We start from the raw sequence: 24,677 nt of genomic DNA, 5'->3' as shown, positions 1-24,677 counted from the left end.
ATGTTGATTGAGATTGCCCCATAGAGATGACTCCTGGGGCAAAAAACCTTGATGTTATTTCAAAATATAAAGCATGTTTTTGTTATCTTGATAACTCACGACATACAGTGCGTCATCAACAAAATCCATACCTCGTATATTTTTTATTTCACTAGGGAAAGAGTAGGTGTCTACGATTGAATCTGTCGCCGTATCGATTACGACGATAATGTTAAAGTTTTTGCTCGCGGCATAAAGCTTTCCATCTTTATACGCTAGGGCGGTTGTATATAATTCACCCAAGGTTCGTTTCTCTTTGAGTGTGACACCACTGCCAATTTCCGGTGTTAATTCAGCTGATAGCATGCCATCTGCATTGGATTGTTTGATTAAAATAAAGCTAGGATTTAGGTTATTTGGTACCGAGATGGCATAACTATATTTTTCATCTGCCACAAAGCTACCCACATAACTCGTCTTTGCTCTAACGGTTTGAAACATGGAGCGCTCAACGGGTGTAAATTGATCAGCACCTTCATAAAAATTAGCAAATCCCGCAACTTCATCGGCATTATCATCTACTTTCACGGTGATATAAGCTTTGTTATAGCCCATGACTTTGATATTATCTCCCATAAAATCTACTCCGACGAAATTTAATACAACAGGAAAATAGAGATGATCAAGGACAAAATGTTTCTCAACAGAATCCAAAGTAATCCCGCTCAAATACAGACCCCAATCCTCTGTTACTAAAGCAAATTTATTATTTTTTGGATTAAATCGTAAGCCATTGATAGGACTATTTAAAGGTAAATCCAAGACTTTTTTAGATTCAATATTAAGAGCTTCATTAACCACTAAAGGAGCATCTGCTGGGTTATTATTGAATTCAAATCCAGGAGCCTGACTACTAGCAAGATCAGGATCACTCACACCCATAGGGCCACGCCATGATGGATCAGAGAAGAGGTTTGTCAACCCTGTTTGCCATGAAATATATTTTGGATTTAAAGTAAATCTTGCTGGAGAATCCGGACCGGTAAAAGGAGGAGGTCCCACCGCAACAAATGCTTGAAACGCATTGGACGTAACAATGACAATAAAAACAATAAAAGCAATACCATCGAGTTTGGAGAGTTTTCGATACTTTTGCCCTTTAAACTCCGCTGCTAACTCTTGCAAAGAAGGACCCGTAAAAAGCAAAATCAATGCAAACAATAAAATCACAGCCCACATAACGACGCCTGCCCACAATTGTGTGTGCAAGTTAAAAACCATCAGCGCTTGACCTTGTCCCATATCTAACTGCGCATAAATCCCAAGATGCCAAAACGCATTCCAAAGTCCATAAGCCGCAGCGATGAGCATCATCCCGACATATTTGAGACGAAGACCATAGCGAATGATAAATAGTGCTGATGTCGCAATCACGATCATCGTGATTCTTAGTGACCAGCAACTGGTACAGGGAGAATCTCCCAACATATAACCAAAAACAATATTGGCAATTCCAACAGGAAGTGCTATGATACCAATGACGGCGAGAGATATCAATGTATAAAATCTTGAAGTTTTTTCCATCATATCTCCTTATAAATTCATTGGTGGAAGCACAAAATATTGGATGTCGATGCCGTAAAACACAACAACAATCACCAAAAAGACCCCGACGAACAATTTAAACGCTAATCCCTCTTTCTCTGGTTTCTTCCAGATCCAATAAGCGATTAGAATCATCATTGACAACTCTAAAAATTCCATGAATTCCCTTTCCCTAAAATGGATGATTACACAACAGTAAGCATCCAAATAAAATGAAGAACGAATCGTTCTAACCTCATTCAAAACCGTGTTTATTATCTAAACCCAAATTTTCAATGGCAGGATGGTAACAAGCAAAAGTAAAATTTACGTAACAACAAAACAAGCGCAGCAAGGAAGCCGCGTATCGATTATTTGTGATTATCATGATAAGTTTGCTATAATATGAAAACACATTCGTGAAAAACTTTTAGATGCGATATAAAAGACACCTCTCGAGACTCTATGCATTTTAAGAAAGCCTCTATGTGACACATCAAAAATAGGTTTAGAGAAAGTATATGTATAAAATAGACAATCCAAAAAATAATTATAAAAACGTCGCCCACGCATTTTTCCTCGCCTTGGCCATCACCATAGCCGAGCCCTCCACAATCTTGCCGCTTATTGTGCATCATTTCAGCAATAACGTTATCATGGTCGGTATTTTTGTATCCCTGCTTCGCGGTGGGGCCATTGTGATTCAACTCTATGCAGCGTTTTATGCACAAGCTTATAAAAAAGTCTTACCCTATCTTGGAAAAGTATTTTTTGCACGATGGCTTGCGTGGTTGTCGATTGGTTTGAGTATCTATTTTATCGGGGACTCCAATAAACCTTTGACTCTGTTTTTTATCGGACTAGGACTCTTTTTCTTCTCTTTTAGTGCGGGTTTTGGAGCCATCTATTTTAAAGAATTACAAGCCAAACTCTTTTCTAAAAAATACCGTGGTACCACCATGGCCAATCGCCAAGTAGCTGGCAGTATCGCCTCTATCATTAGTGGTGGTGTCGCAGGATATGTCTTGGCAAATTTTGAAGCGCCCCTGAGTTTTGCGTATCTTTTTCTTGTGAGTAGCGCCATCATGGCCATCGGGTTTTTGGCATTTGTCACGATAGAAGAACCGGCTAAAAATAATGTCTCCATCAAAGAACAAAACTTTACACTTTTTCTTCAAAATGCCACCAAAATTCTCAAACAAGATAAACGCTTACAAAAGCAAATTATTACCATCTTTTTAAGTTTTAGTTACTTTTTATCCATGCCTTTTGTGATTTTAAATGCCAACCACTCCTTTCACCTCACCGGATGGATGCTAGGTGGATTTATCACCTTGCAGATGATTGGGAGTATTATCGGTAGTAGTCTGATTTGGAGGCGTATTAGCGATTATGAGAAGATGCTCTCGTTGAGTTTTATTTTTATGATTTTAGCTTTTGTCATCGCACTATTTGCCGATAATGTTTATACCTATGGTGCGATTTTTTTACTTTTTGGTATCGGTTTTGATGGTTTGAGTATCAGCGGGATGAACTTAGTCATCGAGATTGCGCCTGAGGATAAAAGACCCATCTATACGGCACTTCAAACCAATATCACTTCCATTGGACTATTTTTCCCTATTTTAGGAGGTATCCTTTTGAAGTATTTGGGAAGTTATCAACTCATATATAGTATCAGTATTGTGTTACTGTGTCTTGGATTATTGTTAAGTTTTCAGCTGAAAAAGCTCTAAAAACACCGATTTCATACACAACCCCTACATACCTAAAAAGAAAAATGTCACACGGCATCATTTTAAGAAACTTGTTAGAGGATTTCAACTATACTGCGGGCATCAAAATCGGCATACTGCTTAGGTTCTAAGCATGACATAAAGACGTATGTTTTCTAGCTTACTTACTGATGCAGCGGTGCCACACGAGGGGAACACTATGAAAAAAATCGCGTTAGTATGTTGTCTGGTATTGGGAAGTTTAGTTCTAAATGCTTCAGACTTATCATTATTTAAAGGTCTAAGCGGTACCTTAAATATCGCAGGGGGAACCGCACATATCGGTGCGGAAAAAGAAGCAATCAAAGATATCATGATGGCCTATCCATCGATTAATATCACCATAGCCGGTGGCGGTAGCGGTGTGGATATCAAACAAGTCAGTGAAGGCTTAATCGATCTTGCCAATGCAGGTAGAGCGCCAAAACCTGATGAAGTCAAAAGAGGCAATCTCCAACAATTCGTATTTGCGATTGATGGTATTGCTATCGTTGTCAATCCGAATTCAAAAATCAAAAATCTAACCAAAAAACAACTCAGAGCGATTTTCAGTGGGGAAGTGACTGATTTCAAACAACTCGGCTTTGAAGAGGGCAAAATCAACATCTATACCCGAGATGCCTCAAGCGGTACTCGATCGGTATTTACCAAAAAAGCATTAGGCAAAATCAAGTACACTTCAAGTGCCAAAGTCGTCGCCTCAAATGCTGCGATGAAAACAGCAGTAGGCAGCGACAGAAACGGTATCGGTTTTATCTCTTTGGGTGTGGCTGATGATTCTGTCAAACTTGTTTGTTTGGATCAAAAATGTCCTAGCGTCACCAGTGTTATCGATGGAACTTATCCTGTATCTAGAGGATTGTATATGTTAACAAGCGGCAAGCCAACACCATTGGCACAAGCGTTTATCAGCTATATGAAAAGCGATTCTGGAGCAGCAATCTCTAAAAAACACGGATTTATACCTTACCAAAAATAATGTCTTTATTATTTTATCTCGGACTTGTCGTATCGATTATCACGACAAGTTCGTTTATCTTTGCGATTCTTGGGTTTTTGATTTATTTTTCACTGCCCTTGCTCGATTCGGGTAATTTTCTGCAATTTTTCACCCTATCATGGGATGCGACACGGGGACTCTATGGATTGCTTCCGATGATCGTGGGTACGATTTATATTAGTTTGTTGGCAACGGTGTTAGCCGCTTTGAGTAGCTTCTCGATGGCCGCTTTGATTGCCTACTTTTTACCACGAAAATACGCGCACAAATTGGAGCGAATCCTGACCTCTTTGTTTGGGGTACCGACAGTATTGTATGCTTTTGCCGCGCTTTTTTTGCTGGTACCTTTGATGAATGATTATCTCAGTGGGAGAGGATTGAGTCTGGCTACGGCCTCTTTTGTGCTCAGTTTTGTGGTCATGCCGACGATGGCGATGATACTGCTCAATGCGATGCGCACCATCCCAAAAAGTCAAATCAGAGCCTTATATTTTATCGGAGCGAGTACAGACGATGTTTTTTTTAAATTGGTCATGCCCCAAATTAAAAAAGGAATCATCAGCGCTTTGATTTTCGGATTTTCACGAGCCGTCGGAGATACGCTCATCTCACTCATGCTAGCAGGAAATACGCTACAAATTCCCCATCATCTGCTCGATTCTGCGAGGACATTGACCGCGCATATCGCCCTCATCAATGCAAGTGATTATGAGTCTATCGCATTTAAAGCTATCTTTTTATGCGGATTGCTTCTGTTTTTGTTCACCGCTTGTATCATGATGGTTTTAAAATTGATTAATGTGAGGAAAAAGTAGATGCAAAAGCTTCTCGTCAAACTCTTTTACCTCATCACCATCTTGACATTGTTCGCCCTTGTCGCGCTGTTTTCTTTCGTGCTGTATCGTGGCTTTCAAGCGCTCTCTTTGAATTTAATCTTTGGTAGTGCCGACCCAATCAAAGCACTATTGGGTCAAGCGAGAGTTTTTGATGGAATTTACAATGCTATTGTGGGTTCTCTTTTTGTCGTCTGTTTGTCTATCATGATTGCGTTGCCTTTTGGTTTATTAAGCGGTATCTATCTTTCAAGTTTTGCCTCAAAGAAGGTCAAATCAGCGCTGGGATTTTTATATGAAATCTTGGCCTCAACTCCCTCGATTGTCATCGGATTGTTTGGGCTCAGCGTGACGATATTCTTGCACAAATATTACTTTCACCATCTCTTGCCATCACTCATCATCTCTGCCCTTTCTTTGTCCATCTTGGTGATGCCTTATCTGGTAAAGATGACGGAAGTATCACTCGATTCGATTCCCAAAAAGATTAAAAATATCGGACGCTCCCTAGGGGCGACACCCATGCAAAATCTCTTTTTGATTGAGCTCCCTTATGCTACCAAAGAGATTTTTGGGGCCATCATCTTAGCGATGGGGCGGGCTATCGAAGATACTGCTGTGATCATGATGACCGGTGCGGTGGCGATGGCAGGTATCCCGACTTCTGTACTTCAAAAATATGAAGCATTGCCCTTTTTTATCTATCATATTTCTTCTGAATACACGGACAAAAGCGAACTCAACCAAGGCTTTGGTGCGGCATTGATTCTCTTGTTCACCTCCCTCGCACTCTTTGTACTCGCTTCGATTTTTCGAAAGCTTATCAACAAAAAAGGAATCATACGATGAAGACCAACGATCTCATAACAATCAAAAATCTGAGTTTGCACTATGGTGAGAAATTGATATTTCGGGATCTTTCTATGCGGGTGCCCGAGCATACCATCACATCAATATCGGGGCCAAGTGGTATCGGGAAGACGTCGCTTTTATTGATGTTTAATCAAATGATTCGAGAAGAAGAACATACTAAAATCACCGGCGAGATTTTATTTCAAGATGAAGATTCGGTGATGGATCTCAACACACTGCCCAAGAAATCATTGCCAGAATTACGGAAAAAAATCGTCTATGTCAATCAAAACCCCGACCTTTTGCCTTTTTCAATTTATGAAAATGTCGCGTTTGGCTTGCATCTACAAAATGTGAGTCAATCCAAGACGAAAATACGGGTCGAACAAGCACTCAAAGATGTCTTGCTTTGGGATGAAGTCAAAGAGAGATTAAACGCTCAAGCCACCATGCTCTCAGGAGGCCAACAACAAAGACTAATCCTCGCGCGAGCACTGGCAATCAAACCTAAAATCTTGCTCTTAGATGAGCCAACCGCCTCGCTCAACGAAACCCTTGCACTCAAGATAGAAGCATTTCTCATCTCCCTCAAAAGTCATATGACCATCATCACTATTTCACATTTTCAAGACCAAATCAAAAGAATATCCGACCAAAATATCGATTTTGAGCAATTTGTGACACAAGATTAAAAAAATAAACGCTCCGGCACAATTTATGACACGCTTGTGGCAAACTTTTATCATGAAATAAATACGAGAACAAAACAAATCAATATCTTGCAGTAATTTGACATCATACAATTGCGTATTTATAAATTATCACAAAAAAATTATTTTTAATCGATAGTTAAACAAACAATAGTTAGAATTTTAAACATTAATGCACCTAATATTTAAATGAAGGTAATTGTATAAAAGACGAAAAATTACTGGAAATCAATTTGAAAAGGAGCAAATTGTGGGCTACACAAAAAAATTATTGTTCAAAAATACAACGCATACAAAAAGTAAGTATCTCCGTTCTCCGTAACAAATCAGTAAATCACTACAAAAATTTTAACTATCAATCACTATATTACAAAGGCTAAAAATGCGAAAGAAAACATTAATGGGCATAGTTTTTGGTACCCTTTTTCTCGTAGGTTGTTCGGGGACAACGCCTAATCTAGGAAAAATTGGCAAATCAAATAACTGTGAGAGCAATCAAAAAACAAAAAGTTATGAAATGCAAAACGCGAACATGAAAAAAAACCAAAAAGATGATCTGCTTTGGTATATGGATGCGGGCTTAGTAGCCTATTATGCACAAGATTACAATACCAGCACCCATTTTTTTGATCAAGCCGAAAAGAAAATCAAAGCCTTCAATAAAAAAGTCTGGGCCGGCACGCTGTTTTCAAACGTAGGTGCCATTTTAACCAACGATACCTTTATGGACTACACTCCAAAAATTTATGAGGGCATCATGGTCAATACCTACAAGGGAATTGGCTTTATGAGCGAAGGAGATTTAACAAATGCACGCATTGAGTTCAATCGTGCCTTAGAGCGACAAAGAAGGGCTAAAGATTTTTTTATAAAAGAGATTGAACAAGAACAGAAAAAAATAGAAGAGGATACCAAAGCAAGAGCCAAAGACAAAAAGATTAACCTCGCACAAACCCAAAAAGCCTCAAATGACGCAAGAACAAAAGATTTCATACAAAGAAGATACTCCAATCTTTTTGCTTTTAAACCCTATCCCGATTTTGTCAACCCCTTTACGACCTATATGTCAGGACTCTTCTTTTTAAGTGTTCACGACTATGCAAAGGCAACCGATCTTTTCAAAGAGACCTATGGTATGATCCAAGCCAATGCCACAGGAGCCTCTTATGTCAAAGAGGATCTCCTATATGCCATGAAGGCTAGTGCCTCTTTAAACGGAGTTTCGAAAAAGCATTATGCTTGGATTGTCTTTGCAAACGGCGAAAGCATCAGCAAAAAGGAGATGCGCTTTGATATCCCACTATTTTTAGTCACCAATAAAGTCTATTATACCGGTATTGCACTTCCAACACTACAAGAAAATCCCGCCGTATATCCTTACTTAATAGTCCACAATGGTAAGCACTTTGTCAAAACCAAAGAGATTGCAAGCATGGACAAGATTATCAAAACAGAATTTAAAAAACGATTCCCAACAATCATGACACGTGCAATCACAAGAGCTGTCACGCAAAGTATCATCCAATACCAATTGCAAAAAGAGGGGGGCGTCTTTGGTGGACTCCTAGGTGCGGTTTATCAAGGCTTGATGAATCATGCCGACACAAGACAATGGAATCTATTGCCAAAAGATTTTCAGATTGCAAGAATTGAGCTTGCAAATCCTCACGTGATGATAAGAAGCCCGCAAGCCAAATGGAGTATAAACCTTGATATCAATCAAAATAAAAATCATATTATTTATATCAGCATTCCACATCAAGATGGAAAGGAGATTGTAAATGAAGTATCTTTTTAAAATTGTACTCATTTTTATCGTCGGCTTCACACTGTTTGGATGCCAAAAAGAACCTCAGCCGATGAGGGGAAATTGGCCAATTACAATCGACTCATCGCTACAAAGTAGCATTAAGGTTTTAAGTTGTATCAGTAGAAAAAGAGATGACAATCTCCCTGAAGTACAATTTACCCTCAAAAACCGAGCATCTGATCATGATGTAGATGCGCTTTTTAATGTCGAATGGTTTAATCAAGATGGTTTCAAGATTAAAAGTATCACCGATACGTTTAAGAAGATCCATTTAGGAGCCGAGGCAGAAAAGACCTTTCGCATCATCTCCACTTCACCAAAAGCAAAAAGATATAAAATCAAAATTGTAGATTATGATAACAACAAACAAAGGAGTCAACATGAGACTATTAAAAACAGCAACTAAGCTAGTCTTTAGTGTAGCAGCTACAACACTATTTTTAACCGGTTGTAATGAACAGCCACGATATTTAGATGCGAACCATCCTGAATCAAACAAGGCACAAACATTAGGTTTGGATTATCAAGATTTTAGGAAAGCATCATCTGATGCCATTCAATCTATGCTGCAAAGTGGCGCTTTAAATCGACCCGGCGGTGGACGCTATGTATTAGCCATCTCTACTATCATCAACGATACAACCCAAAGAATCGATATGGATCAGTTAGTAAAAAGTATCCGCATTTCACTCTTGCAAAGTGGCAAAGTGATTGTCACCACTGCCGTTCGAGCTGGAGGCGCTGAAGACACCATGAGCTATGAGGCCAGACAATTACGTAATTCTGATGAATTCAATCAAAAAACTGTAGCCCAAAAAGGTCAAATGATTGCACCGGATTTCTCTCTTTCTGGAAAAATCATACAAAGAGATGCTACACTTGCGACAGGAGAGACAAAAGTAGACTATTACATTCAGTTAACCTTAACAGATATCAAAACAGGTTTGGCATATTGGGAAGGTGAAACAGTTATAACAAAAGCCGGCAGTGGCAAAACTGTCAATTGGTAGGAGACTAAGCATGAGAAAAATTATACTAATCGTATCGTCCGTTATTTTATTGAGTACTGGTATTTTTGCGGCAAACACAAAAAATATTTCTAGTGTTACTAAACAAGATGTGCAAGAATTAAACAAATTATCTGATCCCAAAAGTGTTCAGTCTGCATCTGACACTATTGATGATTGGGCACATAGTGCAATCAAGAAATTTGGTATTAACGAATTTGGTGAGCATAATGGAAAGTTTTTCTTTTTTGCAAGTCAAAGTGTCTCTCTTATGCCTAGTGATCCACAGTTTGGAGATGCTCTTGTAAATGCTTATGATAAAGCGCTGATGAAACTTCAGAATGAATATATTATGGCGAGGTCTGGAAAAGTTATCATACACAAAATAAAAGAATTACACCAAGACAACTCTACTAATGCAAATGATATAGAACTGCCTGCTCCTTCGACAAAAGGCTTTTTAGGTAAAGTACTCAAAATCTTTGACAAAACATTAGATGTTACAAATAAAAAACTTGATTCAGAATTAATCAAGCTCGGTACCAGTCCTCAAGAGCTTGCCCAAATGACCCCAAGTATGAAAAAAAATACATATAAAGATGAATTTTTAAAAAATATAATCCACACTGCATCAGAGCAAATTGCTGGTTTATTTCCAATTCAAACATCGCTTGCAAAAGATGCAAATGGACAGTATGTTGTTGGGATCATTGCTGTAGCAAGTCAGAAAACGATACAAATTGCTAAAGATATTAGCCTACAAAGGTCGACACTAATCAAAGGAAAAGGCAAAAAAGTTGAAGACCTCCTCCCCGCAGAACCGAAGGACTACATAAGCACTTTTGGTGTTAGATTATCTTATGATTTAGATGGAACTCCAATGATTATCTCTTATGGTGTAGGTTCATATACTCCTAATAGTGGAGATAGCTATATTAATGACCAACTAAAATCAGAGGCTAAAGATAATGCGATTAGCAATGCTGATGGACAAATAGCAGAAATAGTAAATGGTTATATGAATGCTCAAGAGAGCAGAAAAAACGGTGAAGAAATCAAAAAATATGTTCAAAGAAAAATGAAACCTAATTCTGATACTATTGAAAAAACCATAAAAAATATCGTCAAAATCACCAATAATCGTGCAAAAAGCCATGCTAGTATGAGCTTAAAAGGCATCAGTACGGTTAAAACTTGGAGATATACAACAGATAAAGGTGTAAAATTTGTTGGGGCAGTTAGAGTTTGGAAGTATGAATCACTTAGCGCTGTCAATAATTTTAATAATGAGAAATACAAATCAGCCAAATCAAAAACTAAAAAACCAACATACAAAAAATCGCTAAGTGTTAGCAAACCAGTTAACGACGTAAACGACTTTTAGGGAATGAGGATGCAAAAATTATTCATAATTTTTATATTTTCATTGCTCCCTTTAGCTTTATTTGGAAAAGTAGAAGTGACATATCTAAGTATAGAAGGTGTTGGAAGTAGTAGAGCAGATGCTATCAAAGATGGCCTCATCGAAGCAGTAAAACAGACAAGCGGAGTTAAAATTGAATCCAAGAAGGGGTATCTTAAAGCCATAAAAGAGGCTGGTTCTTCTACTAATGGAGATAGTAAGCATAGCGCATTAATTACAGAACATACGCAAAAGCTTATAAGAGAAGCTACGAGTGGATTTATAAGAAATTATAGTATCACTAGCGCAGAAAAGATTGATAATGAATGGCACGTGGGGCTTAAAATAGAATTTAAACAATATAAAGCACCTGGATTAAATCCAAGCAAACGAAGGAAAATTGCTATAATACCGTTTGAATTTAAAAATTCTTATGTCGTGCTAAGCAACAATGTTTCAGGAAAAGAGATTTCAAGAAGATTTACACAAGCTTTAATAACAAAAATAACTCAAGCTAGAAAATTTACTGTTTTAGATAGAGAAAATAGTAAATATTATAAGAGTGAAAAAAGCTTTATCCTCTCAGGTGATACTAATAAGCAAGAATTGTTGAAACTTGGTAAGAGATTAGGAGCTGATTATTTGTTGATTGGACAAATAAATAATTTTTCAATAGAAAACATAGCAGAACACAACAATATAGGTTTGCCCCAGGCACCAAACCTTACATGTAATGCAACTATCTCGTATCGTATTATCATGATGGCTACTCAACAAATCAAATGGAGTCAAACCATATCTAAATCTTTTACAATTGCTCAAAATACGACTGAGGCTATAGTAGCAAACGCTTCACAAAATATTTCTTCAACAATACTCAATAATATTTTGGCCAACATATATCCTCCAAAGGTTATAATGGTAACGCCTAGTAGTATCATTGTCAATGAAGGTGGAGACAATATGGAAAATGGAGAGGTTTTTAAGGCATACAAAACAGGAAAAAGATTAACAGATCCATATACCCATGAATTCCTTGGATATGAAGAGATTAAGGCAGGTGAAATTATAATTACCAAGGTTAATCCTAAAGTTTCATATGCAAGAGCTTTAAATGGTCATATCTCAAAAGGCATGATTTTAAGAAGAAAAAAATCAGAAATCATCGAAAATCAAGGCGAAGCAAAAACAGATGTCACTATCAAACCAAACGGTGGTGTGGTTCTGCCCTTTGACTAGCACCATATGTGGGAATCTTGGATATTCCCACATATACGTATACTGCCACCAAAAGTCAAGACAATATTCTGAGAAATTATATTCTAACCTCTATTTGAGTGCCTAAGCACTTTTCTCTACTCCTCCAAGATAAACATTCATTGATTTTTCATATCCAAGTGCTGAATGAAATCGTTCATGAATCGGTGAGTATTCGTAGATATAGATCTCATCGCATTTTAGCGTTCTAAAAAATCTCTCAATGGCAATATTATCAACTGTGTTGTTTGAGGATATTTGTATGCTCAAAGGCTGGTGTATTCACAGCAATGTTGCTATGCAACCGCATTGGCTAGTTTTGGCTGCCTTAGTCAGTATTAAAATATCAGGAATATCACTTCTCAAGCTCTCTTTCTAAATGATTGGTGGCAATATCATGCACTGATCTGTCAACCCTATTTCATACTCAGAATTGCTAAATATTCTAGGTACCCTCTTTTGCTACACTAGCTACTTGTTATTGAGTGATAGATTTTGATTTAATACTCTGGTAATTCTTACATCCTAAGTCCACGCCATCATCACACGCTTTAGTAAAAAGTTCCATTGCAGTTTTTATATCTTTTTTGACACCATCGCCGGTAGCATATAAAACTCCTAAATTATTACAACTAGCTGAATTTCCACCATCACATGCTTTAGTAAAGAGTTCTATTGCTTTGTTTGTATCTTTTTCTACGCCATCGCCCGCGGCGTATAGAGTTCCCAATAAACCACAAGCATACAAAACTCCACTATCGCATGCTTTAGTATATAGTTCGCCTGCTTTTTTCCTATTATGTTTTATTCCTTTGTCGGTATCAAGTAAAATCCCTAAAGCTAAACAACCTTGCATATTCCCATTATCGCATGCTTTGCTAAAAAGTTCAGCAGCTTCTTTCACCTTTCCTTTAGAATATGCAGATACACCATCATTCATTAAATTAACATATGGTATTTTTCTATTCTCAAAATCAGCAGGAGTCATTTCTCTTTTGTTTCCTTGTATCGAATACAAAAAACCTTTAACAGCTTTCCCATGCTTCAACCAAACTTCCATCTCTAACTCACCCGTTTCATAATATATTTTTTTAATACCTTCTATTATTCCATTTTTATATGGAGTTTCCGCACGCAATTTGCCGTTTTGATAATATGCCTTTGCAACACCTTCCACTTTTCCATTTTTAAATGGGATTAGCAATTGTAATTCTCCGGTTTGGTAATACATTCTTTCAATTCCTTCTTCTTGCCCATTTTTAAATGAAACTTTCGCTTTTAATTCTCCGGTTTGGTAATACATTCTCCCAAGACCTTCTAGTTTTCCATTTTTATATGGAGTTTCCATTTCTACCTCACCGGTTGGATAGTATTTTTTTGAAACACCTTCTGGTTTTCCATTTTTATATAGGGTTTGATATTCTATTTTACCAGTTGGAAAATATTGCTTTTCTATACCTTCTATTATTCCATTTTTATATGGGGTTTCATCTTTTAACACACCAGTTTTATAATATTGTTTTTTAATACCTTCTTTTTTCCCATTTTTAAATGGAGTAATATATTGCAATTCTCCTGTTTCGTAATAGCCTTTCAAATCGCCATTTTCTTTCCCATTTTTAAATGATTGTGCCCTTTGTAATTTACCATTTTCGTAATAAATTCTAATGATACCTTCAGCTTTTCCTTTTAAATTTGCTCCCTCAAGAAGCAATTTTCCACTTTTATAATAGGCTTTTTGAATGCCTTCTTCTTTCCCATTTCTAAATGGAATTTCAGCTTTTAGCTCCCCCGTTTCATAATATATTTTTTTAATACCTTCTTTTTGTCCATTTTTAAATGGGGTTTCAGTATTCAATTCACCAGTTGGATAATAAGTTTTTTTAACTTGAGCATTTAAAAAGGCAACCAAAACCAAACACAATACAATTATTTTTTTCATGTTAATCCTCTCCACTTTTCTAAATTATATCTAAATATTATTGGATAAAAATATTTACCAAATAAAGCGACCCGATTCCTGATCGATACTTGAGTTTGGTTGTTGTTAAACTAGATTTTATCATCAGCCAAACTCTGCTTTTTCGCTCCCATCAAACCTTCTCGATTTGTGTGATATTGACAAAGAAAAAAAACATAAATAAAAAGTTGTAGTAAAAAAGTAGTAAAAAAGATTTTTTGGAAAATTTTAAAAGTTTGTTTAAAGTCATTGAAAGTTCGTATTTAAGGGATGGTGCGGATGAAGAGACTCGAACTCCCACGCCGTGAAGCACCAGATCCTAAGCCTAGAACATAGTATTAATCATACCTTATCATACCTTATCAAATCCCTTTTATTAGGGGTTTTGATAAAACCTTACAAGTTTTCTTTTATCAAGTTTTATCTATAATTACCGCTACCATTACCGCAACCACATTTTTGAAAGGGAATGAATGGCATTATTAGAGAAGCTCGTTAAAATATCAAATTATACTGGATTATATCTTCAAGATAGCAATTGTGCATTTCCAAATCAAAAAGCAATTACTGTTAATGATATTCAAAAAAAAGTTAAACCACCCTACACTATTTGCGTAAGATTCTATGAGGGTAAAAAATCTGTATATGATCAATACTCAATTACTAATAATACAAAAACTGTTAAAAAAATATGTGATGAAATATCTGCTCAAAGAAAAATAAAGCAAATTGAAAAAACTTTTAAAGCCAAAGACACATCAAAAACGCTAAATCAAATTTTTGATGAGTATATTGAATATAAAAAAAACTCTATTTCACAGGACCATTATACTGGAACTAAATATTCGTATGATGCCCACCTAAGAGAAGAAATAGGTGATTTAAAAATCAATAATATTACTACGAAAAAAATTCAAAATATTGTCAATACTCTTTTGAACAAAGGTAAAGCTCCAAGAACAGTTAAAACAGTAAAAGACATACTCTCACCAGTATTTGAATATTCAAAAAAAAATGACTATTGTGAAATAAATCCTGCAAAAGATGTAGAGATACCAAAATTTGACAACCAAAGATACTTTACCATTGAAGATGAAAATGCTCAAAAGCTTTATAATATTATTATAAATTATCAAAATCCAGCAATTAAAGGCATATTTATATTTTTACTACACGGGCGTAGAAAAAGTGAAGTTTTAAACCTAAAATGGGAAAACATAAACATATCTCAAAAGCTTTATTATTTAGAAGATTGGCAAAACAAATCAAGAAAAAAGCAAGCTTTTCCGCTATCTGAATTACAAATTCAAGTGCTAGAGGAGATAGGTATTCAAAAAAATGGATATATATTTTTAAAAGAGGACGGAGAACCATACAAAGACATAAGACACCACTGGAATAAAATTACAAAGGAATTGGAAGTTAAAATCAGACTACACGATTTAAGACATCTTATTGGTTTTATCGCAGTAAATGAGGGAGTTTCTCTTGCAGCCATAAGCAAGACATTAGGACATTCAAATATGCAAATAACAGAGAGATATTCCAATGTTAAAATTCAAGCTGTAAAAGAAACTTTAGATAAGGTTTTTGATGTATTTGATGAAAATAAAATAAAGAAAAATGATAAGCTAGAAAAACTAAAAACTCTTTTCCCAGATAAAAGTGAAGATGCGCTACTTGAGGTTATAAATATTCTTAAGTAGTTTAGCTCTCTTCCCTTAATACTCCTAAAGTAGGACTTATCTAACTTATCCGGATATCCGTACACTATTCAATAAAATACTTTGTATTCTATTTAATAACTAGATAGCTGAAATCCCAATCGTCTAAACTTGTTTAGCGGTTGGGTAGTTCACTTACGCAGTAGTAATTATAAATTACTTAAAATTATAGGACAGTAACTCTAAATTGAAATATAAAATATTAGATGTTTATGATAATTTCAAAAAATGCTCATTCTATTTAATTTTCTCAAATTTGAATTTTTACCCTCACATTAAATAATGCTAATTAATTAATCATCATCTTTCATAATAGATTCCATAGAATATATATTAACGGCCGTTAAACAATTTTTATAAATTATATAATAACCCCAGCTTTTGATATTCTATTTTGATTTTATATACTCGATAAAAAAGGTTTTTATATTTTTTAGCAAAAATTAATAATTTTCTGAATATATATAAAGAGTATAAAATCTCTAAAAAAACTCAAGGAGAAGAAAATGACAGTTAATCTTATGGCCGAAAGAGGTAGAAAAACATGGATTGGCAAGGTTATGGACCCATCATTAAAATTGAATTTTATGAATGGACACTGGGGAAAAGAAAGAGGAGTCTTGGAATTTAATATTCAAGAGACTGGATATTATATCTCACAAGCTTACAAAAGAGCGTATTTTGAAATTTATAGAGATGAGAATGGCGTTTTACAAAGGAAAGAGTGCACAAAACAAGATATTCTTAAAACCTTTTTGTTAGAGGAACTTGTTCAATTACAACAAGAAAGAAATTTCTCGATGAATATTATTAAGCCTGCGCCCCGTAATACTGTTTGGGAATTTTATTATGAGCCTATTGAAAATGAAAAATGTTATTTTTCGGAAAATGATGATTATTATATGATCACTGGAAAGTTCAAACAAAAAGGAACAAAGTATATGCGCAACTTAACCAAAACGGCTATAGTTAAGGAAAAGGAAATTGAATTGAAAAATGAAATATACTCAAAAGAAAAAGATAACATTAAAATCGTTTTTTATGATGAAGACCGAATCGATATCACTAAACCAGTTTCTATAACAAAAAATTCAATATTAGTGCCAGGGCCTCTGGGTTTTGTTGGAATTTCACAATAATGACAATCGGTTACATAAGGGTATCAACAGATACCCAAAACCTCAATAATCAAAAACATAAAATATTAGAGTATGCTCAATCTCATAAAATGTTGGTTGATGAATTTGTCGAAATAGAAATATCATCACAAAAAGATCAAAAAAAACGACTCATTGATGATTTGAAAAACAAGCTGCAAGAAGGTAATACTCTCATTGTTACAGAGCTCAGCCGGCTTGGTAGAAATATGCTAGAGATTTTAAATCTCATAGAATTTTTTAATCAGAAGAAAGTGAATCTTATTTTTGTGAATCAGCCAGAACTCAGTACAAATCAAAATAATTCTCTCTCAAAACTTTTATTTTCTATCTATAGTTATTTTGCAGAGACAGAGCGAGAAATAATAAGTGAACGTACAAAACAAGGTTTGGCTGCAGCCAAAGCAAAAGGCAAAATGCTTGGGCGACCAAAAGGTTCACGCAACCGGGAAAGAGTTTTAGATCCACTCAAAGATGAGATTTTAAAATATCTTAATCTTAATCTTTCATATGCAAGTATCTTAAAGATTGTTAATGCACAGCTTCCAAAGCCAATAACGATTACAAGTTTGAGATATTTTATTTTGAATGATCCGGTGCTAAAAAAGGCAGTCAACCAGTGAACTACCCAACCGCTAAACAAGTTTAGACGATTGGGCTTCTTGCTTCATAATGCCGTGATTTTTAGCAAGTGCTAAAAACTCTATGACACTCCACAAGCTTATACTTCGACAGTTCCTGCCGTATTTCTATTATCTATTTGTCCTAAGCCGTAGTTTCTAATGTTTATTGATGCGTTTATATCACGGTCTATATCTTTTTTATGACATTCAGGGCAATCGAATTTTCTAACATTTAGAGGTTTTTTACCTGTACTTGCTCCACAATAAGAGCATATTTGGCTTGATGGAAACCATTGGTCTATTTTTATAATAGTTTTGCCTCTCCAGCTTGCCTTATACTCTAATTGTCGCATAAACTCACCCCACGCAACATCAGCTATTGATTTAGCTAGTTTATGGTTTTTAATCATACCCTTAACATTCAAAGTTTCAAGACAGATAATATCATATTGATTGGTTATCTCATTTGATATTTTATGAAGATTGTCTTTTCTTTGATTTGTAATTTTAGTGTGAAGTTTTTGCACTCTTAGTTTTGCTTTTTGTCTGTTTTTGCTTCCTTTCTTTTTTTTAGATAATCGTCTTTGCAGTTTTTTGAGTTTCTGTTGTGACTTTACAAAGTATTTGTTGTTTGAATACTTTACTCCATCACTAGTAATAATGAGATCGGTTAATCCCATATCCAAACCAACCGCATTTTTGGCTTTGGTTGGCTTAGGTATAGTATTTCCATCATCAATGAGAATAGATACGAAATATTGGTTGTTCTGTCTTGATACAGTAGCCTGTTTCAGTACGGCATTGTTTGGCATCTCTCTATGCAGCTTTACTTTGATGCCGTCTTTGGTAAACTTTGGAAGATAAACACGGTTGCTCGCTAACTTAATGTTCTGTGGAGCAGTGAAACTCTGCGATGTATGCTTTTTTGATTTGAATTTAGGATAAGCACCTTGTTTCTTGAAGAACCTGCTGTATGCAGAGTCCAAATCCCTCAACGCCATCTGCAACGACTGGCTTCCGCATTCATTAAGCCATTCATACTCTTTGAGTTTTTTCAGCTTGGTAAGTTCTGCCTGTGTGACCATGTACCCGACTTTCTGATTGCCCTTAGCATAGGCTTTTTGCCTGTATTCCAAAAAGTAGTTATACAAGAACCGTGTAGAACCGAAATGCTTTTCGATCAGCGTGATCTGCTCTTTGGTCGGGTAGATACGGTATTTGTAGGCTTTGAGCATTTTATGGTCTGCTTTGCTCTTGCTTCTTTGCGCTCTCTTTTTGAGGCTCGCTTTTTTCGTAGCCCTCATAGTGATAAGACTGCTCTATTCCTTTGAAGATGATCTCCCTATTGTTAATCTCATCTGTTAGGTTGTTGCCCAGTAAAGTTCTAAGTTCCAAATCATTAATCGGGCTTCTCTCCATAGCTTGAAGATAGGCTTCTTTGTTCACAAACTGCCAATTTACAACCCTTTGCAGCCTTTCTTTCAAGATCAGATCAAGCCATATCCTCATACTTCTGCCATTACCTTCCATAAAAGGATGAGCAATATTCATTTCGACATATTTCTCAATGATCTCTTCAAAACTATCTTCGTTCATTGACTCTATTTTTGGCAAAATATCTTTAAGGTACAAACTGTTTGCAAATCTGAAATTCCCCTTGGAGATATTTAGTTCTCTTATTTGCCCTGCAAAATCATAGAGTCCATCAAAAAGATAAAGATGTATCTGCTGTAGCCCTTTTATTGTGCCTACTTCAATGTTTTCTATGTCGCCATTATCAAATAGACGATAGGCATTTTCAAGACTCTGTTCATCTATCTTTTTCATTGACAATCCTTAATTTTTCACTTATTTATAATATTATAGTATTTATCTATAAATATGTCAAGGAGCAAGAAGCATGAAGAAAAACAATCAAAAACTATACGGCTACCAAACAACAAACAGGGCGAAACACAATCTAAAAGTGCATTTAATATTAGTATGCAAATATAGAAAAAAGTTGCTTGTGCGAGGAGTAGAAACAGATACTAAAAATATCATTAGAGATATTGAGAGCAACAGTGATTTTGATATTATAGAGATGGAAACAGATAAAGACCATATACACTTAATGATACAATATATCCCTAGGGTTTCCATATCTGCTATTGTCAATCGTATAAAATCTATATCAACAAAAAGAATCTGGAAAATTCATCAGCAATTCTTACAAAAGCATTTTTGGAAAGAAAAAACTTTTTGGACTGATGGATATTTTGTATGTAGCATTGGGGAAGCCAACCCTGAGACAATACGAAATTATATAGCTAACCAAGGCTAAAGCCTTATAGCTTTCAGCCCAACCGCTAAAGACGATTGGGATTTCAGCTATCTAGTTATTAAATTTGAGAAAATTAAATAGAATGGTAGGCAATTCACTACAATTACACATGCAAGGCTTGTTAAATGAATGACCATCTCGACTTTTATTTAAGGATTATAATGTATTTGTAACTCAAAACTTTTATCTAAATTTCATGGAATTTTTCTGAATATATAGTAGAGAGAAAAATTTAAAGGAAAAGAAAATGACACTACACGAAATCAACTTAATATTTAAATTTCTACCGGCAATTGTAATTGTAATTGCTACTATTTATTATGCTGCTGCAATGTTTTTGCATGATCATTTTACAAAATGAAGGAGATAGAATAAGAATGAAAACTTTAATATCTCTTTTGTTGTGCACGACTTTAATGTTCGCCGCCGGAAATATCAAAGAGAAAAAAGACATAAATGCAACAGCACAGCAAAGAAATAGTATCGAAAAAATAATCATTTTACCTCTTTATCCTATTATATATATTGCAGGGGTAGGAGCCACTTTGCTAAATCTAACAGGGGCTATTATTTCGTATCCTATAAGGATACTTATAAAAGAAATGAAAAAATGAAAAATCATGGCTTACTATAGGCTAACATTTTTCAAGAGGCATAATGCGTAAGCTTTATGCCTATTCTGCGTGAAGCGCAGCGACGCTATTTTTCATCTATGGGCATTTTTAATTTTGATGAAAAGCTTTGAATTTTTTAAGAATATATCAGTAATGCCAGGATCAAAATGTTTGCTTCTTTCATCTGCTATATAGTCAAGCGCTTTTTCAACTGCCCACTCTTTCTTATAGCTTCTTATGCTACAGAGAGCATCAAACACATCGACAACAGCAACTATCCTCGCAAAGAGATTAATCTCATCACCTCTAAGAGACAATGGATAGCCCGTACCATCCCATTTCTCATGATGACTATATGCGATCAAAGATGCAACTTGAAAAATATCATTATTAGATCTTTTTAGCATTTCGTATCCAAGCAAAGCATGAGTTTTAACTGTCTTCCATTCTTCATGATTTAACTTGTCTGCTTTGTTGAGTATCGCATCTGGAATCAGTATTTTCCCAATATCATGAAAAACTGAGGCCTTTGATATTATGTTAGTTTTCTCATTTTCAATCCCCAATAAAATACACAATTGTTTTGTGTATGAGGATACTCTTCTCACGTGTTCTGATGTTTCATTATTTTTAGAATTTTTGATAAATTTTTCAAACTCTAAAATTGGATTATTATTCATATTTCTCCTTTTTGAACTACTCAAAAAAATTGAATAGTTGAATATTATCCTTAACATATATATTCAGAAATAACGAATAATTTTGACTATAAACGAGCTCAACCGCCCTTTTCTCCCCAAATATATTTTTTTACAAAATGCCCTATTTATCGCTCTATTTTCTTAGACACCTTACGCAAGGTGTTGTTTTGCCCTTCGGGCTCGATGACAAGGGTATTTACTACGATTCCAAAAAATTAAGAAAAAAAATGACAATGCTTTGAAACTCCGATACAATCGGCATTTAAAAATATCAAATCGAAACTTATTAAAACTAAAATCGAAATTAACCTAAACTCATTAAAACAACTCGAAACAAATAAAAACTATTAAAAATAAACAGAAATTTATCGAAAATTCTAAAAATAAATAAAAATTCCTGAATGTAGATAAGAGAAATCAAAAACCAACAAAGGAAGAGTTTTAAGGAGGTGAAATTGAAAGAAGTTGAAAAATACTTAGAGGAAATTCCAAAGAAAAAAAAACGGCGGATGAAATTGAATGACTATCGAAATGAGATCCAAGCCCTAAGAGATAACAACTGCTCTCTTCTTCAAATCCAAGATTTTTTGATCCAATACAAAAAAATTAAGGTTTCTATTTCGACAATTTGTATTTTTTTAAAAACGCAGCCTAAACAAAATATTGAGAGTAAGAACTCCGTAACCAAGAATATACAAAAAAAGGCGAAGGATAATCACATTTCGGATCAAGATTTTAAGAAACTAACGAGCGATAAGCAAGTCTGCTATTGCTTTAAAATGTACAAGGAAGGAGATGTAAAAGAAGCGGAAAGATTAATACAAATAACGGATTCAGTCACGAGAGCCCAATTTAGGAATGCCCTAAAAAACGCTTGGTTTGATTGTTAAATTTTCAAAAAAATATAAAAAATAAATTTTAAGGAGAAAAAATGAAAAAAGTTTTTGTAATCGCAAGCACAAAAGGAGGGGTTGGTAAAACAACAATTGCATCACACATTATGTCTTCCGTTTTTCCAGGTTGCGAAATCTTAGAGATCGACGATAACAATAGATCTGATATCTTTAAAAACAGCGGATATATTAAAAGATTTGAGAGTATTAAAGTCAATGAGTGTGAAAATAAACTTGAAGAACTTACTTTTACGCTTCTGGAAGATACAGAAGATGTTTTGATTATTGATGCCGGAGGCGGTAACGACACAAAGAGCGTACTTAAGGCGATACAAGATTTGGACCTTAAAGAAATCGCAAAAGTAACCTATATCGTACCGATCATGAACTCTTTTGTGCAAGCAAAAAATGCCGTTGACATGGCAAAAATTCTAAAAGATGAAAATATTATTTTTGCTCTAAATGCCGTTGAAGACATCTCTAAAATTAAGCAGGATTGGCTTTTTTGGTTCGGAGATGAATCCCTAGGTCTTGAAAGCTATTTTGAAAAATTGGGTAAGCCACAAACCGTAATCATCCCTAGATCATCATTTTTTGAGCTAGCGTCGTTAAGCAGGATGACGATAAGTGATTTTGCACAACAGGCGAGAGCCGTTGATCTTGCAACATTTCAAAAAGTCGCCTTTAACGAGCATAAAAACAACAAAGAACTATACCTTAAAGAGTTGAGAGAATTTAGAGCAAGTAAAAGATCAAAAGATTTTTTGGATTCTTTTATCGACACCATTAAGGAAGAGTTGGAATATGAAATATGATAGCGATCTTCTGTCAATGATCGATGAGATAAATTTTGCTACGGCAAAGATGGAACTTGCAGCGCAAGAACTAAAAGAGGCGAGATCCTCTTTGGGTCTTGCCGGCGAGGTAAAAGAAATGATGGCTGTGCTAAAGATTGTCGCGTTTGCAATGCTGAGTGACGAAGATACAAAACAACAGATCAAAGAGATTGCGAAAATCGCGAAAGATAAAAACATACTAGATTTTGTGAAGAAATTTGATAATTTCTGAATGTAGATAAGAGAAATCAACAAAAAGGAGAAAAAATGTTGACATTGCATATTTTGGTTGCTTTGGCTTGTGTACCGGTGCTATTTTGGGTTTTGTATAAGCTTGACTTATATTAGATAAAAATTTAAAAGGAGATGAAGATGAAGAAAATAATAAAAATAAGTGCAATTTGTGCACTAGGGATGAGCATTCCTTTGTTCGCAGAAGGATTAAATTTTGCACAAAATGGAGTGCATAACAATTATTTACAAACTAGCGTAGGGGTCGAGAATTTTAAAACTCTCGGCAAAAATGAAAATTTTGTAAATTTAAAATATTTCAACACAAAAATCAATAGTGTCATCGATGTGACGGTTAGCGACCCTTACAAAAATTTTTCAATCGAAACTATTTTGCCGTCGGTCTCAAATTTTCAAAACGGGAATACATATATTTTTAGTTATACGCTTGGGATTGGCTTTTTGCAACATGATAGTCGATCAAAAGTGAATGAGCAAAAGACAATACAATCGCAAAAAGCACCCTATTTGACACCAGGGGTGCAAGGTAGTATCGTTTTGCATAATGGGGTGATTTTAACCGCAGCTGCAAAATTTAAAATACCACTCGATCGCTCAGACATGACAGGTGCGTATAGCGTCAGTACAGGAATACACTATCAGAGATGGAATTTGACCGCTCAATACGATCAATTTCACTTTAGTGGGGTGAAAAATCAAGAAGATGTAAGCGTCAGATTCGGCTATTCATTCGCATTTTAAGGAAAAAAAATGAAAGCAGGATTAGGAATTATTACATTTATTCTCACGATTCTATTTTCGACAATAGCGTTACAAAATAATAAAATTGCGCGAGAAATCGTAACAAGAGAGTTTCATTTACAACCGCCCACGGCGGTTGTAAATGACAACAATGAGAGCAATGAAACAAACAGCAGCAAAATTAGAGTTAAAGTCATTATTAAACCGCAAAATATTGAGAACAATTGGGACGCGAAGTTTGACAAGGACTGGAAGAACTTTTAAAAAAAATTTGATGATTTTCTGAATATACATTAAAGAAAAAGGAGAAAAGATGGAAGTTAAATTAAGTGAAGCAGTAAGCACAGCAGTTGCGCAGGCGGCGCAAGAAAACAACATGAGCGTTGATGAGTTCGTAAACGGTCTGATCGAATACAGTTTTGACAACGGCTTGGCTGTTTTGCAAATGTCGCGCGTAGAGGCGATGCTAACAAATGAGATTCTACCGAGGGTTATGAATTTACAAATGAATCAGTATGCGGTAAGACATCAAGTGATGACGTTGCATGCAGATATTTCGGATGGACCTGAACGTGCGATAGCAATTGCCAAAGAAGCGAATGACATCGGGTATGACACTGTTTTTCAAGATGACAAGGATTAAA

At 35.3% G+C, this 24,677-nt stretch carries 27 protein-coding genes and 1 pseudogene; 21 read left to right on the top strand and 7 right to left on the bottom strand.

The window, feature by feature from the left end:
• Positions 1-54 precede the first annotated feature (54 nt).
• Complete coding sequence (locus tag SFB89_RS00760) at positions 55-1,563, bottom strand: disulfide bond formation protein B (protein WP_331775045.1); 1,509 nt, start codon at positions 1,561-1,563, stop codon at positions 55-57.
• Between the two features lie 9 nt (positions 1,564-1,572).
• Entirely contained in the window at positions 1,573-1,743 is a 171-nt protein-coding gene (locus tag SFB89_RS00755; RefSeq protein WP_331775044.1) for a dihydroneopterin aldolase, read from the bottom strand.
• A gap of 341 nt (positions 1,744-2,084) precedes the next feature.
• On the opposite strand from SFB89_RS00755, the gene SFB89_RS00750 reads away from it, so the two are divergent.
• The 10 genes from SFB89_RS00750 to SFB89_RS00705 all read left to right on the top strand — a co-directional run bounded on the left by SFB89_RS00750 (position 2,085) and on the right by SFB89_RS00705 (position 12,191).
• A complete protein-coding gene (locus tag SFB89_RS00750) occupies positions 2,085-3,299 on the top strand; it encodes an MFS transporter (RefSeq protein WP_331775043.1) in 1,215 nt (404 codons plus the stop codon).
• A gap of 199 nt (positions 3,300-3,498) precedes the next feature.
• Complete coding sequence (locus SFB89_RS00745; protein WP_331775042.1) at positions 3,499-4,317, top strand: phosphate ABC transporter substrate-binding protein; 819 nt, start codon at positions 3,499-3,501, stop codon at positions 4,315-4,317.
• Positions 4,317-5,153, top strand: a complete 837-nt coding sequence (locus SFB89_RS00740; protein ID WP_331775041.1) for a PstC family ABC transporter permease — start codon at positions 4,317-4,319, stop codon at positions 5,151-5,153. Before SFB89_RS00745 ends, SFB89_RS00740 begins: the two co-directional genes overlap by 1 nt.
• Positions 5,154-6,020 (top strand): PstA family ABC transporter permease, encoded by an 867-nt coding sequence (locus tag SFB89_RS00735; RefSeq protein WP_331775040.1) that lies wholly within the window; start codon positions 5,154-5,156, stop codon positions 6,018-6,020.
• On the top strand, positions 6,017-6,715 hold the full coding sequence (locus SFB89_RS00730) for a phosphate ABC transporter ATP-binding protein (RefSeq protein ID WP_331775039.1): 699 nt from the start codon (positions 6,017-6,019) through the stop codon (positions 6,713-6,715). Before SFB89_RS00735 ends, SFB89_RS00730 begins: the two co-directional genes overlap by 4 nt.
• A 418-nt stretch (positions 6,716-7,133) precedes the next feature.
• Positions 7,134-8,531 (top strand): COG3014 family protein, encoded by a 1,398-nt coding sequence (locus SFB89_RS00725; protein WP_331775038.1) that lies wholly within the window; start codon positions 7,134-7,136, stop codon positions 8,529-8,531.
• The gene (locus SFB89_RS00720; RefSeq protein WP_331775037.1) at positions 8,515-8,949 is read left to right on the top strand and encodes a YcfL family protein; all 435 of its coding nucleotides are present in this window, start codon (positions 8,515-8,517) and stop codon (positions 8,947-8,949) included. The genes SFB89_RS00725 and SFB89_RS00720 overlap by 17 nt, the downstream gene beginning before the upstream one ends.
• Positions 8,924-9,553: a penicillin-binding protein activator LpoB gene (gene lpoB, locus SFB89_RS00715; protein WP_331775036.1), complete on the top strand. Its 630-nt coding sequence runs from the start codon at positions 8,924-8,926 to the stop codon at positions 9,551-9,553. Before SFB89_RS00720 ends, lpoB begins: the two co-directional genes overlap by 26 nt.
• Before the next feature lie 10 nt (positions 9,554-9,563).
• Positions 9,564-10,934: a DUF6844 domain-containing protein gene (locus SFB89_RS00710; RefSeq protein WP_331775035.1), complete on the top strand. Its 1,371-nt coding sequence runs from the start codon at positions 9,564-9,566 to the stop codon at positions 10,932-10,934.
• Between the two features lie 9 nt (positions 10,935-10,943).
• Positions 10,944-12,191, top strand: a complete 1,248-nt coding sequence (locus SFB89_RS00705; RefSeq protein ID WP_331775034.1) for a CsgG/HfaB family protein — start codon at positions 10,944-10,946, stop codon at positions 12,189-12,191.
• Positions 12,192-12,293: 102 nt separating this feature from the next.
• Here the strand turns inward: SFB89_RS00705 and SFB89_RS00700 are convergent.
• Together SFB89_RS00700 and SFB89_RS00695 are read right to left on the bottom strand one after the other, a co-directional pair.
• Positions 12,294-12,476: pseudogene (locus SFB89_RS00700) on the bottom strand (IS3 family transposase); the annotation flags it as partial.
• A 211-nt stretch (positions 12,477-12,687) separates the two neighbouring features.
• Entirely contained in the window at positions 12,688-14,151 is a 1,464-nt protein-coding gene (locus SFB89_RS00695) for a hypothetical protein (protein ID WP_331775033.1), read from the bottom strand.
• Between the two features lie 491 nt (positions 14,152-14,642).
• Here SFB89_RS00695 and SFB89_RS00690 point away from each other — a divergent pair, with 491 nt between their 5' ends.
• The 3 genes from SFB89_RS00690 to SFB89_RS00680 all read left to right on the top strand — a co-directional run bounded on the left by SFB89_RS00690 (position 14,643) and on the right by SFB89_RS00680 (position 17,673).
• On the top strand, positions 14,643-15,875 hold the full coding sequence (locus tag SFB89_RS00690; protein ID WP_331775032.1) for a tyrosine-type recombinase/integrase: 1,233 nt from the start codon (positions 14,643-14,645) through the stop codon (positions 15,873-15,875).
• Positions 15,876-16,399: 524 nt separating this feature from the next.
• The gene (locus tag SFB89_RS00685) at positions 16,400-17,032 is read left to right on the top strand and encodes a hypothetical protein (protein WP_331775031.1); all 633 of its coding nucleotides are present in this window, start codon (positions 16,400-16,402) and stop codon (positions 17,030-17,032) included.
• Positions 17,032-17,673: a recombinase family protein gene (locus tag SFB89_RS00680; protein WP_331775030.1), complete on the top strand. Its 642-nt coding sequence runs from the start codon at positions 17,032-17,034 to the stop codon at positions 17,671-17,673. The genes SFB89_RS00685 and SFB89_RS00680 overlap by 1 nt, the downstream gene beginning before the upstream one ends.
• A gap of 98 nt (positions 17,674-17,771) precedes the next feature.
• Here SFB89_RS00680 and SFB89_RS00675 read toward each other — a convergent pair whose 3' ends face one another.
• Together SFB89_RS00675 and fic are read right to left on the bottom strand one after the other, a co-directional pair.
• A complete protein-coding gene (locus SFB89_RS00675) occupies positions 17,772-18,908 on the bottom strand; it encodes an RNA-guided endonuclease TnpB family protein (RefSeq protein WP_331775029.1) in 1,137 nt (378 codons plus the stop codon).
• Position 18,909: 1 nt separating this feature from the next.
• Positions 18,910-19,500 (bottom strand): protein adenylyltransferase Fic, encoded by a 591-nt coding sequence (fic, locus tag SFB89_RS00670; protein ID WP_331775028.1) that lies wholly within the window; start codon positions 19,498-19,500, stop codon positions 18,910-18,912.
• Between the two features lie 73 nt (positions 19,501-19,573).
• Between fic and tnpA the strand changes: the two genes are divergently transcribed.
• Positions 19,574-19,996 carry an IS200/IS605 family transposase gene (gene tnpA, locus SFB89_RS00665; RefSeq protein ID WP_331775027.1) on the top strand — a complete coding sequence of 141 codons (423 nt, stop codon included), beginning with the start codon at positions 19,574-19,576 and terminating at the stop codon, positions 19,994-19,996.
• 377 nt (positions 19,997-20,373) lie between these two features.
• Positions 20,374-20,610, top strand: coding sequence for a hypothetical protein (locus SFB89_RS00660; protein ID WP_331775026.1), 237 nt, complete (start codon positions 20,374-20,376; stop codon positions 20,608-20,610).
• 92 nt (positions 20,611-20,702) lie between these two features.
• Here SFB89_RS00660 and SFB89_RS00655 read toward each other — a convergent pair whose 3' ends face one another.
• Positions 20,703-21,290 (bottom strand): HD-GYP domain-containing protein, encoded by a 588-nt coding sequence (locus SFB89_RS00655; RefSeq protein WP_331775025.1) that lies wholly within the window; start codon positions 21,288-21,290, stop codon positions 20,703-20,705.
• A 476-nt stretch (positions 21,291-21,766) separates the two neighbouring features.
• On the opposite strand from SFB89_RS00655, the gene SFB89_RS00650 reads away from it, so the two are divergent.
• From SFB89_RS00650 to SFB89_RS00625, 6 genes are all read left to right on the top strand, one after another.
• On the top strand, positions 21,767-22,201 hold the full coding sequence (locus tag SFB89_RS00650; protein ID WP_331775024.1) for a hypothetical protein: 435 nt from the start codon (positions 21,767-21,769) through the stop codon (positions 22,199-22,201).
• Positions 22,202-22,242: 41 nt separating this feature from the next.
• Positions 22,243-23,019, top strand: coding sequence for a nucleotide-binding protein (locus SFB89_RS00645; RefSeq protein WP_331775023.1), 777 nt, complete (start codon positions 22,243-22,245; stop codon positions 23,017-23,019).
• Positions 23,009-23,272 (top strand): hypothetical protein, encoded by a 264-nt coding sequence (locus tag SFB89_RS00640; RefSeq protein ID WP_331775022.1) that lies wholly within the window; start codon positions 23,009-23,011, stop codon positions 23,270-23,272. The genes SFB89_RS00645 and SFB89_RS00640 overlap by 11 nt, the downstream gene beginning before the upstream one ends.
• A 140-nt stretch (positions 23,273-23,412) precedes the next feature.
• A complete protein-coding gene (locus tag SFB89_RS00635) occupies positions 23,413-24,033 on the top strand; it encodes a hypothetical protein (RefSeq protein ID WP_331775021.1) in 621 nt (206 codons plus the stop codon).
• Between the two features lie 9 nt (positions 24,034-24,042).
• Positions 24,043-24,297 carry a hypothetical protein gene (locus SFB89_RS00630; protein ID WP_331775020.1) on the top strand — a complete coding sequence of 85 codons (255 nt, stop codon included), beginning with the start codon at positions 24,043-24,045 and terminating at the stop codon, positions 24,295-24,297.
• A gap of 49 nt (positions 24,298-24,346) precedes the next feature.
• Positions 24,347-24,676 (top strand): hypothetical protein, encoded by a 330-nt coding sequence (locus tag SFB89_RS00625; RefSeq protein WP_331775019.1) that lies wholly within the window; start codon positions 24,347-24,349, stop codon positions 24,674-24,676.
• Position 24,677 lies beyond the last annotated feature (1 nt).

The organism is Sulfurospirillum sp. 1612 (assembly GCF_036556685.1).
In the GTDB taxonomy this organism is placed as follows: Bacteria; Campylobacterota; Campylobacteria; order Campylobacterales; family Sulfurospirillaceae; genus JAADIZ01.
This window is presented reverse-complemented; position numbering and strand designations above follow the sequence as displayed.